10 protein-coding genes and 1 pseudogene are annotated in these 14,817 nt (G+C 52.2%); all 11 read left to right on the top strand.

Translation table 11 applies throughout. From position 1 onward, the window contains the following. Positions 1-85 precede the first annotated feature (85 nt). Complete coding sequence (locus tag NSQ24_RS20265; protein ID WP_327969909.1) at positions 86-1,036, top strand: kinase; 951 nt, start codon at positions 86-88, stop codon at positions 1,034-1,036. After that, a pseudogene (locus NSQ24_RS20260) lies at positions 1,014-2,064 on the top strand (cysteine synthase family protein). The gene NSQ24_RS20265 and the pseudogene NSQ24_RS20260 overlap by 23 nt, the downstream one beginning before the upstream one ends. Beyond that, positions 2,039-2,794 (top strand): hypothetical protein, encoded by a 756-nt coding sequence (locus tag NSQ24_RS20255; RefSeq protein ID WP_327925986.1) that lies wholly within the window; start codon positions 2,039-2,041, stop codon positions 2,792-2,794. The pseudogene NSQ24_RS20260 and the gene NSQ24_RS20255 overlap by 26 nt, the downstream one beginning before the upstream one ends. Further along, positions 2,791-3,174 (top strand): thioesterase domain-containing protein, encoded by a 384-nt coding sequence (locus tag NSQ24_RS20250; protein ID WP_339168066.1) that lies wholly within the window; start codon positions 2,791-2,793, stop codon positions 3,172-3,174. Before NSQ24_RS20255 ends, NSQ24_RS20250 begins: the two co-directional genes overlap by 4 nt. Before the next feature lie 371 nt (positions 3,175-3,545). Continuing rightward, complete coding sequence (locus tag NSQ24_RS20245) at positions 3,546-5,009, top strand: IS1182 family transposase (RefSeq protein ID WP_172920214.1); 1,464 nt, start codon at positions 3,546-3,548, stop codon at positions 5,007-5,009. A gap of 105 nt (positions 5,010-5,114) precedes the next feature. Then, positions 5,115-5,498, top strand: coding sequence for a thioesterase domain-containing protein (locus NSQ24_RS20240; protein ID WP_339166465.1), 384 nt, complete (start codon positions 5,115-5,117; stop codon positions 5,496-5,498). A 515-nt stretch (positions 5,499-6,013) separates the two neighbouring features. Next, the gene (locus NSQ24_RS20235; protein ID WP_122958505.1) at positions 6,014-7,360 is read left to right on the top strand and encodes an MFS transporter; all 1,347 of its coding nucleotides are present in this window, start codon (positions 6,014-6,016) and stop codon (positions 7,358-7,360) included. A gap of 170 nt (positions 7,361-7,530) precedes the next feature. Beyond that, complete coding sequence (locus NSQ24_RS20230) at positions 7,531-8,763, top strand: M20 family metallopeptidase (RefSeq protein ID WP_003389545.1); 1,233 nt, start codon at positions 7,531-7,533, stop codon at positions 8,761-8,763. Positions 8,764-8,915: 152 nt separating this feature from the next. After that, positions 8,916-10,604: a sigma 54-interacting transcriptional regulator gene (locus NSQ24_RS20225; protein WP_024983395.1), complete on the top strand. Its 1,689-nt coding sequence runs from the start codon at positions 8,916-8,918 to the stop codon at positions 10,602-10,604. 129 nt (positions 10,605-10,733) lie between these two features. Continuing rightward, complete coding sequence (locus tag NSQ24_RS20220; RefSeq protein ID WP_227277884.1) at positions 10,734-11,666, top strand: NAD(P)-dependent oxidoreductase; 933 nt, start codon at positions 10,734-10,736, stop codon at positions 11,664-11,666. A gap of 214 nt (positions 11,667-11,880) precedes the next feature. Further along, complete coding sequence (locus NSQ24_RS20215; protein ID WP_339166463.1) at positions 11,881-14,778, top strand: WG repeat-containing protein; 2,898 nt, start codon at positions 11,881-11,883, stop codon at positions 14,776-14,778. Positions 14,779-14,817: the final 39 nt, after the last annotated feature.

The following is a 14,817-nucleotide window of genomic DNA, read 5'->3' as shown; positions in this document are numbered from 1 at the left end:
ATGGTTGGAACGAAAATTACGAATACAGTCCAGGTATAAACAGGTAGAAGCCTTGCTAATTTCGGTGGGGGGGTAAATCGTCCATATGAGTTTTTACACGCAAAGCAATCCAGTCAAACATTCACTGGAACCCAAGATGTTAGGGAGAGGCAGTTCATATGGTACGTTCGGCGAGTTATTGCAGGGCGTTTTGGAGGAAGACAATTCAGATTTTCTCGTTACCTTTCCGATCAATCGTTATGCCCATGCATTGTTTGTTCCCGAGCCGGAAAGCGACACCGTATCTGTTTATCCGTCACACAAGCAGAAATCACGCAGACTGGCAGAGATTATTCTGGACCATTTTTCATTGCCAAAGGGAGCCACATTAAAAATCTCCGGCAACATTCCCATCGGCAAAGGATTGGCCAGCTCTTCTGCTGATCTGGTGGCGACGGCCAGAGCGATAACCGACTGCTATTCCCTCCATCTGCCTGTGACACTCCTCGAAATGCTCATTCGGCAGATCGAACCCACCGACGGTGTGATGTATCCGGGAGTGGTTTCCTTTTACCACCGGAGGGTACAGCTTCGCGAGTCAATCGGTGAGCTTTCGCCGCTTACCATCGTCAGCATTGACGAGGGGGGCGAAGTGGATACCGTTGAGTTTAACAAGCTGCCAAAACCGTTTACAGCAGCAGAAAGACAGAAGTATCAAAGCCTTCTGGATACCATCACCATCGCCATTCGGCAAAATGATCTGGCTTCCGTGGGGAAAGTATCGACAGAAAGTGCGCTTCTTAACCAGAAACTTCGGCCCAAGAGGACGCTTGATGCCATGCTGAGCATCTGCGAAGAAATCGATGCGCTTGGCGTTTGTGTAGCGCATAGTGGTACCTGCCTCGGACTTCTGCTGTCACCTGAGAGCAGCCGCTATCAGGAGCAATTGACAGCGGCCGGCGCACTTCTGGAGAAAGTGGCCGGCGAAGTGATGATTTATCAGTCGTGGTCTTATAAGGAAGGATGGGACAATCATGCTGCGTTCAACGATTATTGATGCTATCGGACAAACGCCGTTAGTGAAACTTCGCCTGGACGAAAATGCGATAGGCCCGGTATACGCAAAGCTGGAAATGATGAACCTGTTCGGGATGAAGGACCGGGTGGCAAAAAAGATTATTTTGGAGGCAAAACGGGACGGAATTCTGCCTGACGGGGCTCCGATTATTGAAAGCTCCTCCGGAACAATGGCCTTGGGTGTCGCTCTCGTAGGAACGTATCTGGGACACCCCGTTCATATCGTGACCGATCCGCGAATCGATTTGATCACCCTTCGAAAACTGGAATCGCTCGGATGCCAGATTCATGTTGTGGAAAAGATGACCGGCCGGGGTTGGCAAAGTGCCCGCCTGGAACGGCTGCATGACCTGTTGGAACAATATCCGGGAGCCTTTTGGCCCCGCCAGTACGAAAATCCCAACAATCCGCTGGCGTACGCGGCATTGGCGAAGGAATTGCTTGATGACATTGGCAGAGTGGACATTCTCGTCGCCTCCGTTGGCAGCGGCGGTTCCTTGTGCGGAACTGCCCAAGAGCTGCTCAAGTACAATCCGGAACTGCGGGTAGTGGCCGTCGATTCCGTCGGCAGCGTCATTTTCTCAGCCGGATAATCCGAAGCGGCTGCAGAGCGGATTGGGCAACAGTCTGGTGGCGCCCAATGTTAATCACGAACTGGTTGACGAAGTTCACTGGCTCAGCGACGAGCAGGCCTTCACTGCGACGCTGGAGCTGGCCAAACACGAAAAGGTCTTTGCCGGAAACAGCTCTGGTTCCGTATATGCGGTGGCCCGCTGGCTGAGCAGCCAAGTATCGCCGGAAACAAACATCGTGGGGATATTCCCCGATCGGGGAGACCGTTACTTTCAAACCATATACGATGAACAATATCGTCGGGATAAGGACATCAACTCATCCGTACCGCTTTCTCAACCGGCCAAGGTATCGTATGAGAGCGTGGTGACCTCCTGGTCGTACGCAGCGGTCAAAAGGGGGAACAGACGTGAAAAAGCTCCTGCTCTTCGTTGAGTCAAATACGACAGGTACGGGCATGATTGCTCTGAAAAAGGCGCAAGAGCGGGGCTTTTCCCCCGTTTTTTTAACAAGCAAGCCGGAGAGGTATGCGGGTCTGGCGGAAACGGGATGCAGGGTTCTCGTATGTGACACCAATTCCTTGGACGCATTGCGAACCACGATTAAAAAAGAGCTACCCGCAGACCAGATAGCCGGGATTATGACGACAAGCGAATTTTACCTCGTCACGGTTGCGACGCTAGCAGAAGAGTACGGTTTGCCCGGCAATCCGCCGGAAGCCATGCTTGTTTGTCGCAACAAGGCGCAAACCCGGTTGCGATTGGCAAAAGCCAATGTGGCTCAGCCGCGATTTGCGATTATTCGTACAGCCAAGGAAATCCCTGAAACGGTGAAGGCGATCGGTCTGCCGTGTGTAGTAAAACCTACCGATGACAGCGGTTCAAACGATGTAAAGCTGTGCAGCGGTTTCCTGCTATCTGGCAAAGAAGGTACGTTGCAAAAAGTAGAAGGGGTTGAGGAGGTCCGCAGCATGCCAGGCATACGGAATGTGACGATTTCCGCAAGAGCGGGAGATCGGGTGTATATACCGCAAAATGCGTACCATCGCTTGGGATATGTAATAGCTTCCGGCGGTACATATGCGCAGACCGAGTATCGTTTACAAGAAGCGGTAGACAACATCGTGTTTACCGTGAAGGAACAGGTGGAAGCGAGTTGGAGATGATGATGAGAAAGGGAAAACTATTTATGCTTCCTTACGCAGGGGGAAGTGCATCTGTATATTTGAGCTGGAAAAAACACCTGCCTGCGGAAGTCGAACTCATTCCCATGGAGCTGCCAGGCCGAGGAAAACGCTATAAGGAGCCCCTTATTGATTCCGTGCAGAATATGATCCCAGTTTTACTGGAAGATATCACATCACATGAATTATCCACTTCATACGCCATTTTCGGACACAGCATGGGAAATCTACTCGCACTGGAGTTGGCCAGAGAGCTGGCGAAACAAGACCACCCCTTGCCTGCTGCATTATTTTTATCCGGCAGAAATCCCCCGCATGTGAGAGAGCCCTGCAAAAGTCCACCTAATATCTGTAAACCGTAACCCTAGTGCCCTTAGGTACTGGGGTTTCAATTATCGAGAATGTAGCTGTAGTGGGGAGAAGCATGTTTCCGATCTGCGCTCCGGTCTACGTCCTGCAAGGATGTGAAACTGTCCGCTCCACAGCGATCCCGGGGGAAGCGCAAAACGGCGCGCAGCTCCGAAGGTTACTCATGGATTGCGCTTCTGTCTCCCCGGGCTTCGCTGTTCCGCTCGGCTGGACTCCGCTAGTCGCTCCGCCTGGAAACATGCTTCTCCTCCGAAACAGTAGGTTTTCAACAGGCTGAAACCCAGTGCCGCTTCGACACCGGGTTTTGATGTACAATAAAAAGAAAACGAAAGAGTTGGAACCATTGCTACAGCCCTCTAAACAAATCACGGCATCCTTCCATGCCGAATTATATAAACTGATTCCCGTGGATCACCCATTATGTAAAATCAATGAAATCGTCGATTTCACGTTCATTCATGAATTGGTTCGTTCTTCTTATTGTGAGCATTACGGAAGACCAGCTAACGAGCCGGAGCTCCTGTTTCGCTTGCTGTTTTTACAGGTTCTCTACAATCTTTCGGATGAACGCATCATTCAGGAAACGCAGGTAAACCTCGCTTATAAGTGGTTTTTAGGTTTAAATCCAGAAGATACCCTTCCTGACCCCTCTCAGTTATCCCGCTTTCGTAATCATCGGTTAGGAGCCGGAGCCGTAGACGAGGTACTCAAATCGGTTGTACGTCAGTGCATCGAAAAAGGACTTGTGAAATCAAAGACGATCATCGTGGATTCCACTTATACACTGGCAGCTTCGCCAAAACAAAAGCCTCTTGAAGTACTGCGAGATGCGGCGAAGCGCTTATTCCGTATTGTGGTGAAAAAGCATCCAAAACTTGAAAAGAAACTCCCGAGGTTACCGGAGTTGAAGAAGGATCAAGAGGGTGCCGAGAAGATCATGCTTCACTACTTGGCGGAACTTGGAGAGACAGTCGAGACTTTGTTACCCGATCATGAGGGTTCCATCTCGGAGAAGATCAAGGTCGCCAAGGCCATCGTGGAAGATGAGCGTCTGCTGGCCAATAAAGGCATTATGTCGGCCATTGATCCAGATGCCCGCTTTGGATGGAAGAGCAATACGAAATCCTTTTTTGGCTACAAAGAGCATATTGCCATGACGGATGAAGAAATCATTACGGCTGTGGAGGTCACCGGAGGAAGTACGGATGACGGAAAACAATTCAAAGAACTTTTGAACCAATCGCTTGACGTGGGAATAGAAGTACAAGAAGTGATTGCTGACACCGCATATTCGGGTAAAGATAACTTGGCCGAGATGAAATCCAAGGGGATTAAACCTGTCGTCCCGCTAAACCCCGTCGTACATAATGGGGGACTGAAGCAAGAGGGCTTTGAGTACAACAAGGATGCAGACTTTGTTATTTGTCCGGCAGGACAACATAGTATCCGAAAGGCTGTCCAAGGCAGCAAGCAGAGTGGCAAAAGTCGTTCTCTCGTTTTTTACTTCGATACGGAGAAATGTAAGACATGCCCACTTAGGGAAGGCTGTTTCAAACCAGGAGCAAAGAGCAAGACCTACTCCATCCGGATCGTGGCGGAACCCTACAAGGCGCAAATCGAGTTTGAAAACAGCGATACGTTCAAAGAACGTATTCGTCGCAGACCGATTATTGAGCACAAAAATGCTGAATTAAAAAGGTATCATGGGATGACCAAGGCCAAGTACCGTGGTCTCTTTCGTATGCGAATACAGGCAATACTTACGGCTTTCGTCGTAAATGTAAAACGGATGATAAAATTGGCAGAAAAAATGCAGCCCGTCTCTTAAAGGAGAATGGACTGCATTTTTCGTTAAAGTCCTTTTTTGTAAAAAAAAATACTGTGCGTTACCCGATCCGCAAACCTCAACAGAGGTATTTTGCAGGACTCTCATGTGAAGAGCAATTTTTTACGACATGTTTTGTCTGAGCAAGAGCTGGTGCAAGAGATCCTAAAATTGGGGGGGACTCCGCCAGAATTAATGGAAAACCGCGAATGGCTTGAACTGTTTTTGCCGATTATCCGCTCCGATTATAAGCTAGTAGAGACCTACCAATTCAAATGGGATGCACCTCTCGATTGTCCTTTCATGATCTTCAACGGAAAACAGGACCTGCTTATTGATGCGGGGCAAATCGAAGAATGGAGCCGATTTACATCGAGGGAGTATTCTGCTGCTTGGTTTGAGGGAGATCATTTTTATATCCATGACCAGGCGGAGGAAATATGTCGGCAAATGGTGCGGCATCTCGGTGCCCCCACATCTCCTCTGCACTGACAATCGAATGGAAAATGGGCCAATTTGGTGGCCCCAGGCTGTCGAGAGAGTCTCGGCAGCTTTTTTTATGCCCGTGATGCAATCAGGTGTGAAAACAAAAAGTGACGAGATAAGTGTGCAAAGAGACGGGACAGTTATGCCCGCTTCTAGTTTGAAAAAGCTATGCAAACATACAAAACTCATATGCAAATGTGCATAAACGCAAGTGCATCCTGTTGTGATGCGATTTTTGTTCGTCGCTTGAAAAGAGGTGACGCGTTCGGATTATGCGTTTTTACATAAAAAGCAAGACCGCCTTGTCATATTGAAACAGCAGAAGTCTGAATATTCTTATCCATTTCCGGCGAAACGCTGCCCCGAGCCTATCGTTGGCACACTCCTTGCGTTATGAGCTTCGCATGAAATGATTTTTGATAGCGCTTACAAGTCATCGGGAAAGGGGGCGGGAGGTCGTTCATGAGAGCGGCTGCAGGGTACGGCATGCCTCATCAAATAACTTTGAAAGGAAGAGGTGTATGAACGCTATCGTAAAAAAAGCCTGGGGATACCGGCATATCGTCTTGGTCGTGCTATGGCTGCTGTACATTATCAACTACTTTGACCGGCTTGCGGTACTTACCTTTTTGCCCTTCATTCAAAAGGACTTGAATCTCACACCTGTTGAGCTGGGGCAGCTCGCATCCGTCTTTTTCTTTGCGTATTCGCTGGCACAGGTGACCGCAGGATTTTTGGCGGACAAATTCGGTCCGAAAAGAATCATGAATATCGCCATCATCGTCTTCACGCTTGTGACCGCACTGACTGGCGCCGTGAAGTCTTTTGGTCAGTTTCTGGCATTGCGGATCGGACTTGGACTGGGAGAAGGGCATCATTTTGCCCCGGCGTGCCGGACGATCAACAACTGGTTTCCGATTGCGGAGCGCGGGCGTTCCGTCTCCTTTTTTGCCACCTCCTGGGCTGTCGCTCCCGCTATCGTACCGGTTTTGATCACAAGCATCTCGTTCTACTTTTTTGACGGCTCCTGGCGCCCTGTCTTTTATCTGCTTGCGATACCCGGTCTGATCGGCATATGGGCCTTGTGGTACTTTATCACCAACACGCCAAAGGAGATGCTGGAAAAGGGGAGACTCAGCCAGGAGGAGTACGCCCATATCATGGATGCAAATTCAGCCAGTTCCGTGGAAGAGCAAGCTTCCGCTGAGAAAAAGGCGGATAAAAAAAGCAACCGGATTTTTCTCCAGGATGGATATTTCTATGTTTACACAGTCTTGTTGTTTTGCCAATGCGCCGTTTATTGGGGCACGACTACCTGGCTCACGACCTTCCTTGTTCAACAGCATGGCCTGAATCTGAAAGAGATGGGCTTCTTTGCTTCGGCCCCTTATATCGTCGCCTTTTTTGCGATGATGCTGGGGGGCTGGCTGATGGACAAGGTCATGCATCGGATGAAGCCTGTCGCGCTGATCGCCTACATCGGCTGCATTCCGGTCCTGTACCTTCTGGGGAGCGTAGAAAAGGGACAGACCGGCTTGCTTTTGCTGATGCTGCTGCTGGCTGGCTTTTTCGTCAACCTGAACTTTGGCACGATCTATGCCTACATCCAAAAACGCTACCCGACCGAGGTGGTCGGCGGAGCGACCGGCCTTGCCAACGGCATCGGACAAATGGGCTCATTCGTCTCGCCGCTTGTCGCCGGCTATCTGGTGGTTGTTCAGGCTGACGGGTCGCAGGATTTCAGCCGGGTATTCCTCTTCTTTTCGCTGACGGCCGCTGTCGCTGCTGTATGCGCTATGATCCTGAAAGAATCCAAGGTGAAAGCGGCAGAGACCGGAGTGAGGAAAGAAGCGGAGCAGGCGGTTTGAGTGTACAGGCGGCTTGCGGAAGCAGGCAGTTTTGCAGAACAAGCCATAGAACAAGCCATATGGAAGAAACAAATGAACTGGAATAGTAGATTTGGCAGTAATAGCGGTTTGAGGCGACAGGAGCGGCTTGCAAGGCCCAGAGAGAAAAAGACCGGAGAGGATGGGAAGCAATGGAAAGAGGGAATGAAAGAGAGAACACCGTAAGCGGGAGCGGGTTGGAACAGGCATTTTCCTTGATCGACGAAGCGGATGCCGTCGCTTTCTTGCAGCAATTGATTGCGATCAACAGTGTAAATCCGCCGGGGAACGAAACGGCTGTAGCCGAAGCGATCAGGCGCAGGCTGACAGCCGCCGGCATACAGGCAGAGCTGGATGAAGTTGAACCGCAGCGGGCCAATCTGCTGGCTGTCTTGAATAAAGCGGATGCATCCCTGTCAAAAAAGGTGCTCGTCCTCAGCGGTCACCTCGATACGGTTCCGACCGGGAGTATCGAGTGGGAGCATGAGCCGTTCGGGGGAGTGCGGGTTGGAAACAGACTGTACGGACGAGGCAGCACGGACATGAAGGGCGGCGTCGCGGCCATGGTGCTTGCGATGGAGTATTTGCATCGTGCCGGAATTCGGCTCGGAGGAACCTTGCGCTTTGCGGGGACAGTGGGAGAAGAGGTCGACTGCCTCGGGGCAAAGGCAGTTGCAAGTCGGGGGCAGATCGATGATGCGACAGCGATGGTGATCTCCGAGCCGAGTAACAATCAACCGTTCATCGCGCACAAGGGAGCGCTTTGGCTGGAAGTAGCGACGTACGGCAAGACAGCTCACGGCTCCATGCCTGATCAGGGGGTCAATGCGATCATGGCCATGGCGAGATTCATCCATAAGCTAAACAGCTATCGTTTCAGCTATCAGCCTCATCCGCTGCTGGGCGGACCGACGATGAATATCGGAGTGATCCAGGGAGGCGTAAAAACAAATGTCGTGCCAGATCAGTGCACCATGATGCTGGATATCCGCACCGTTCCTGGACAAAGCCATCCGGAGATCATCGATGGACTCAACTTGCTCTTGGAACAGGTATGCGAACCGGCCAATGCCCGTTTCGCCATCCGTGCGGTGAACGATCTGCCGGCAGTGACAACCGCTGCGGAGGATGCGTTTATCAAGCTTTCATTGGATACAGCCAAGCAGTATTTGGGCCGGGAGTCGACTGTCAGAGGCGTCAATTACTACACCGATGCATCTGTCTACGGACCCCGTCTGGACATTCCGATCCTGATTTACGGCCCCGGAGAACCGACGATGGCCCATCAGCCGGACGAATGGATAGAGGTAGACAAATACATGGAGGCGATCCGCTTTTACATGGGACTTGCGGTCGCATACCTGGGCATTTCCAAAGATCAATAAGGCAGGAATGAAAATTGTAAAAATTTATTCTATTCTGTATAATGGTGGGACAGAAGCGATGTGCCTCCTCCCGCAACGGTCCGAAGTGTGATCGTTGGGGGAGGTATTATGTATTCCTGCGCTGTTTCTCGATCCCGGAGAGGAGGGGAAGCGTGACGCTGCAGCAAGCATGGAATACCTCTTTTGCCGCAAGCCCGCAGTCCGCATGGAGAGATGCTGTCCGAGGCATGCAGGAAGATGTGCTGTTTATTCTCGCAGAAGATGGCGCTACTGTATCGGGAGCCGTTTGGAAAACGAATCCGGGTCGGGTCGTTTCTGTCGGATCGTCGCAGGCCGAGGAGATTGAAGCGCGTGAAGCCGAGTGGAACGTGCACGAGATCTGGGTATTTGTCGATTCAGCCGGCACGATTCAGGGATGGATGAAAACAATTGACCTGTATCGCCATTTTTATCAGGTGTATAAGGAAAGGCAGGCGTACTATTCACTCGAGCTGGAAACCGTGTTCAACACCAGCTACGATATGTTTTACATCTCGGACGGTCAAGGAATCACGCAGCGCGTAAGTCCATCTGCCGAAAGAATTTACGGGTACAAACCGGAAGATTTGGTCGGGAAAAGCATTTATGAGCTGGAGCGGACAGGCGTATTTCGACCGTCTATTACCCGATTGGTGCTGGAGAGGAAGGAAAAGGTGCAGGTCGTGCAGACGACAGGACTTGGCGGCCGGCTGATGGTCGTCGGTACGCCGATCAAGGACGAGCAGGGAAACATCATCCGCGTCGTCAACTTTTGCCGGGACATCTCCGAGGAAAGGCGGCTGCAGGCCGAGTTGGAGGACGCCCGGGAGCTGCTTGAGGGCTACAAGCAGGAATTGCGCAAGCTGAGTGAAATGACCGCAAAGGAAGCGGGACTGATCTACAAGAGCGAAGCGATGAAACAGGTAATAACGCTTGCCGGAAAAATGGCCGAGGTGGACTCCACCGTGCTGATTCTGGGCGAATCGGGAGTAGGCAAGGAAGTGGTCGCCTCTTATATTCATCAAAACAGCCACCGGCGGGACAAGCCGTACATCAAGCTCAACTGTTCGGCGATCCCGGAGCATTTGCTGGAATCGGAGCTGTTTGGCTATGAAAAGGGCGCGTTTACCGGAGCGACAAAAGAAGGAAAGCCCGGCTTGTTTGAACTGGCCAACGAGGGGACGCTGTTTCTCGACGAGATCGGCGAGCTGCCCCTTTCGCTCCAGGTAAAGCTGCTCCGCGTGCTCCAGGAGCATGAGCTGGTTCGTATCGGCGGCACCAAGCCAATCAAGATCGACGTCCGCATCATCGCCGCCACCAATCGCAATTTGCAGGAAGAAACGCGGCAGGGGCGCTTTCGCGAGGATTTGTACTACCGCCTGAATGTCGTTCCGGTCCATATTCCCCCTTTGCGGGAGCGTACCGACGATATCCTTCCACTGGTCATCTTTTTTCGGGACCGCTTTACCAAGAAGTACAAAAAAGAGAAAACCTTCTCGCAGGAAGTGCTGGATTGCCTGCATCTATACCGTTGGCCAGGCAATGTGCGGGAGCTTCAGAACATCGTGGAGCGTCTGATCGTCATCACTGATCAGGATGTGATCGAAGCGCATCATCTGCCGGAGATGCTTCACTACGTCCAGCCTTCTGCGACAAAGGTAAGCGTAACAGATATTCTTCCGTTGAAATCGGCTGTAGAGCTCCTGGAAAGACAGCTTCTGGGGATGGCGAAAGAGAAGTACGGCACGACGACCAAAATGGCAGAGGCGTTAGGAGTCGATCAATCGACCATCAGCCGGAAGCTCGGAAGATGGAAGCTTTGAAATGAAAATCGAACCTTTAGATGGAGGGCCGTGGACTCAATGCACCGGCTTTTCTGCTCCGTAGCCAGCATAAGATGGCTGAAGAAAAGGATAGAAGGAAATTCCGGAAAGTAAAGAGAAGTTAAAAATTTGGAACACCGCAGTAGAGAGAGGAGAAACGAAATGACAGCACATACGGCAGGAAAGATGATCGGGTTTGTGGGTATCGGGGTGATGGGCAAAAGCATGGCCGCCCATCTCATGAAAGCAGGGTATGAGGTGCTCGTGTACAACCGCACCAAGCAAAAAGCGGAGGAGCTGTTGGCGCAGGGAGCCGTATGGAAGGATCAGATTTCGGAGCTGGCTGCCGAAGCGGATGTCATTATCACGATGGTAGGATACCCCAAAGACGTAGAGGAAGTCTATCTCGGAGAAAAAGGAATTGTCGCCCATGCAAAGCCGGGCAGCTACCTGATCGATATGACCACCTCCAAGCCGTCTCTGGCGCAAAAAATCTATGAAGAAGCCAAAAAACGCTCTCTGCATTCCCTGGATGCGCCTGTATCCGGCGGAGACGTGGGGGCCAGAGAGGCCCGCCTCACGATCATGGTAGGCGGTGACTCGGAAGCGTTTGCGGCGATGGAACCGATTTTCAAACTGATGGGAACCAACGTCATCCTGCAAGGGGGCCCCGGAGCCGGTCAGCACACGAAGATGTCCAACCAGATCGCGATCGCTTCCAATATGATCGGGGTCTGCGAGGCCATCGCGTATGCCAAAAAAGCAGGGCTCGATCCGGTAAACGTATTGAAGAGCATCGAGGCGGGAGCGGCAGGAAGCTGGTCTTTGAGCAATCTGGCTCCACGCATGATCGCAGGCAACTTTGCCCCCGGATTTTATATCAAGCATATCATCAAAGATATTTCGATTGCGCTGGAAGCGGCAAAAGAGATGGGGCTTGCGACGCCCGGCTTGGAGCTGTCCCTCTCGCTGTACCAAGAGCTCGCGGAACAAGGTTTGGAAGACAACGGCACCCAGGCGCTGATCAAATGGTACGACAAGCATTTTGGTGAGAATGGGTAAGTCTCGCTGTGAATAAATAGACAAATGAAAGAGGGCCCGAGTCGTGCAGACGAAGGGCTCTTTTTCTTTTGGTAAGACACTTTTTGAACAAGGCAGAGTAAAGGCGGGGGTAACGGTGAAGCAACAAACATTCCTTCCGCACGTGCAACATTTTTCCTCCGCCAGCGTCAAAGATAGACCAACATTTTGCTGACACGTCAGGAGGAAAACAGATGTGAAAAAACGCATTGTTGCACTTTGCGCGGCTGCTGCACTTAGCTGGAATGCATGGGCTGTTCCGGGGCAAGCAGCCAGCTTCGCTTCCATTCAGCCTTACATCACCGACTATAAAATCGGATTTACAAACGGACAAGCGCTGGTCACCAAGGCCGTCTATGACGAGTTTTCCAAAGTCGGCTTCTATTACACCGTAGTGAAAAACGGGAAGAGGGGAATCCTCGATGCCCGTACCGGAAAGGAGCTGACTCCGCCAATCTGGGACGATGTGGAGATTCCTGAACAAAAGCAGATTGCAGTGGTTCGCAATGGCGGATGGTTTCAATACATCGATCTAGCCAAAAAAAGCGTCTCGAAAAGCAAGTACGCGGGAGCACATACCTTCTTTTTGTCTCAGGCCTATCCGAGCATTATTTTGATGCAGGGCCAGACCTCGATGCTGCTCGATCCATCCGGCCGGACCCTGATTGCTCCGTTCGCGGGAAAAATCGAGTTTGCCGATTTGTCCAAGCCGGGAAAGAACGGCGAGGAAGAGACGACACGGTACCTGGTCACCACGACGGCGAAACAGCTTACGGTCTATGATCCAGTAACGGTTAAGCCGATGTTTTCCCTGCCCAAGGCGACCTTGGCTCCGAGCGACGGGAATCGAATGCCCTATTTCAAAGTGATCGTCGGCGGCAAATACGGTCTTGTCGATGTAAACGGGAAGTACGTCCTGCAGCCGCAATACACAAGCGTCCAAATGATGGGCAGCAGTGGTTTTTTTCGCGTGCAAAACCAAAAAGGAAGCGGCTTGTGGAAGGATGGCCGGATGCTTGCCGAGCCGCAGTACGCCGAGGTCAGAGTCGAGCATGACATGGCAGACGGTTATGTAGTGCTGCAGGGCGATCTGGAGACGTACCACTCCATTTCATCCGGTACCTCCTTTTCATTGAAGAAAGGGGCCAAATATTTGCATGACGGCTACGTTTTGGGGCAGGACCCGACAACCTCCCGTTACGGAGTGAAACGGATCAGCGGTGAAACGGTAGTGCCGTTTGAGTATCCGCGCCTGGAAGGGGTACCGGCGATGTGGCTCTTGGTTCGCTCCGATGGCAAAAAGGGCATCCTGCGCGCAGCGTGGGGAAAACCGGTAAAAGAGCCGGATGCCTGGTTTGATGCGGTGACGACGCTCGGGGGATACGACCTCGTCAGTGTTACGGACGGGAGCAAGACCGGACTCTATTCGCAGCAAAAAGGGCTTCTCGTCCCGCCGCAGTCGGGCACAATCGTCCGCTATGACTCAAAATTCGGGCGCGTGCTGGTCCAGGGACCGGACGGATCGACGCGCGAATACCGGCCAGACGGCACTTCGCAAGACACGGCTGAGCCCAAACCGCAGCGGCTGACGGATGCCCTTTCCTTTATTTATAAGCCTGGAGAAGGAGTCTTTCTCGTGGACACAGCTAGCGGCAAGCCGATCAGCAGTCACGCTTACCAGGGGGCCAATGTGGCTGCAGGCGGAAAACTCGTCGTGGCCTTCAGTGCCGGAGAAGCCGACCTGTACACGGCGGAGGGGACACTGCTGACAGCGGATGTCAAGCTTCCGGCAACCCATTCTCCACAGGAAGGGACGACAGTAACGCTCTTTCCGTCGGGAGAAAGCATGTATGCAGCCGGGATGAAAAAAGGGACACAGCAGCAAGCGTTCATCCGCGTAGCGGGCGGGGCAATAGAAGCGCTGACAGATTTTGTGTATCGCAGCGTTTCGATTCAGCCATGGGGGGATCGGCAACTGATCGCGCTGCAAAGGGCTGATGGCAGCTTTGATCTTGAGGTATTGGCGAGCGGACAGATTGCAGCCAGGCTGGAGCAAGTGCAAAACTATCGGCTGGAAGAATCGCAGTCCGGACTGTTTGTCCAGAAATCGGGCGGATGGGACGTCTACTCGGCCGATTTGAAGCAGATGACGAGTGGAAGCTACGGCCGGCTTGAGGTTTTGTCCACGTACAGCGGTGCGAAACTCGTCACGTATCGGGACAAGAAAACGGGACTTCTCGGCGTGCTAAGCAAAGACTGGCGGACAGCCGCTCCTCCGGCGTATGAATCGATCAAGCCGATGGATCAGGTGTTTCCGATGCTTGGCGTGGAACAGCTTCCGGCACCATTTGTCTTTACGACCAAGGACAAGTTTGGCTATCTGGACGCGAACGGCGCCGAGCTGTTTCGCACCGCTCTTTTGACCAAACGGCCGACAGTCACGTATCAAAACGTAACCGCCCAGCCATTTCCTGCCTACCAGCAGATGCTTCAGAGCGATCCGCTGAAGCTGGTAGATTTCGGCAAGCCGTACAAGTGGGATCGCGAACTCAGCGGAGAGGCGAACTTCTTTGCCAATCTGGCCTTGTATTTCGACCTTCCGACCGGTTCCGGGAAGCGGGAAGTGCTGGCTTTCCTGACCGGAAAAGGAATTCTGCAGCCAGATCCCGCCCGTACGGATTTTGCGGGAACCGACTTTTACGCACTGATGCATAATGTCGTCCAGGGAACGAGCGGCAAGTCGCTGACCCAGCAGCAGTTGGTAGATTGGGCGACCAAACGCGGGCTTGTGCGTGAGCGGGGCGGCCATTACCAGGGAGACATCTATGCGGATTATCACCAGTTGTTTTTCCAAGAGCTGCTCAAAGCCCAGGCCGGAAAAGGCAGCTACAAAGCAAAGCCTCTGGCCCTTTCAGCCCTCGATGAATCCCAGCGAAGCATGCTGAGCACGCGGATCATCGTAAACGGCAGGGCATTCGAACAGCTCCCCGTCCCGCTGCCGAGTGTCGAACTGGACCGCCATCTGAACACATTGATCCAGCAGTACAACAAGCATGCGGCTTCCCTGCTGCAAGCAGCGGTAAAGCAATTATAGAAAGCAAAAGTCCGTCTTGTGCATGTGAGCATAGGACGG

Source organism: Brevibacillus sp. FSL L8-0520 (assembly GCF_037963895.1).
Lineage (GTDB): Bacteria > Bacillota > Bacilli > Brevibacillales > Brevibacillaceae > Brevibacillus > Brevibacillus borstelensis.
The sequence above is the reverse complement of the archived record's forward strand: the minus strand, read 5'-3'. Positions and strand labels throughout refer to the sequence as shown.

Excerpts from the sequence above, each read along its gene's own strand:
- NSQ24_RS20265 (WP_327969909.1), top strand. The coding sequence starts at position 86 with ATGAGTTTTTACACGCAAAGCAATCCAGTCAAACATTCACTGGAACCC.
- NSQ24_RS20250 (WP_339168066.1), top strand. The coding sequence starts at position 2,791 with ATGATGATGAGAAAGGGAAAACTATTTATGCTTCCTTACGCAGGGGGA.
- NSQ24_RS20235 (WP_122958505.1), top strand. The coding sequence starts at position 6,014 with ATGAACGCTATCGTAAAAAAAGCCTGGGGATACCGGCATATCGTCTTG.
- NSQ24_RS20230 (WP_003389545.1), top strand. The coding sequence starts at position 7,531 with ATGGAAAGAGGGAATGAAAGAGAGAACACCGTAAGCGGGAGCGGGTTG.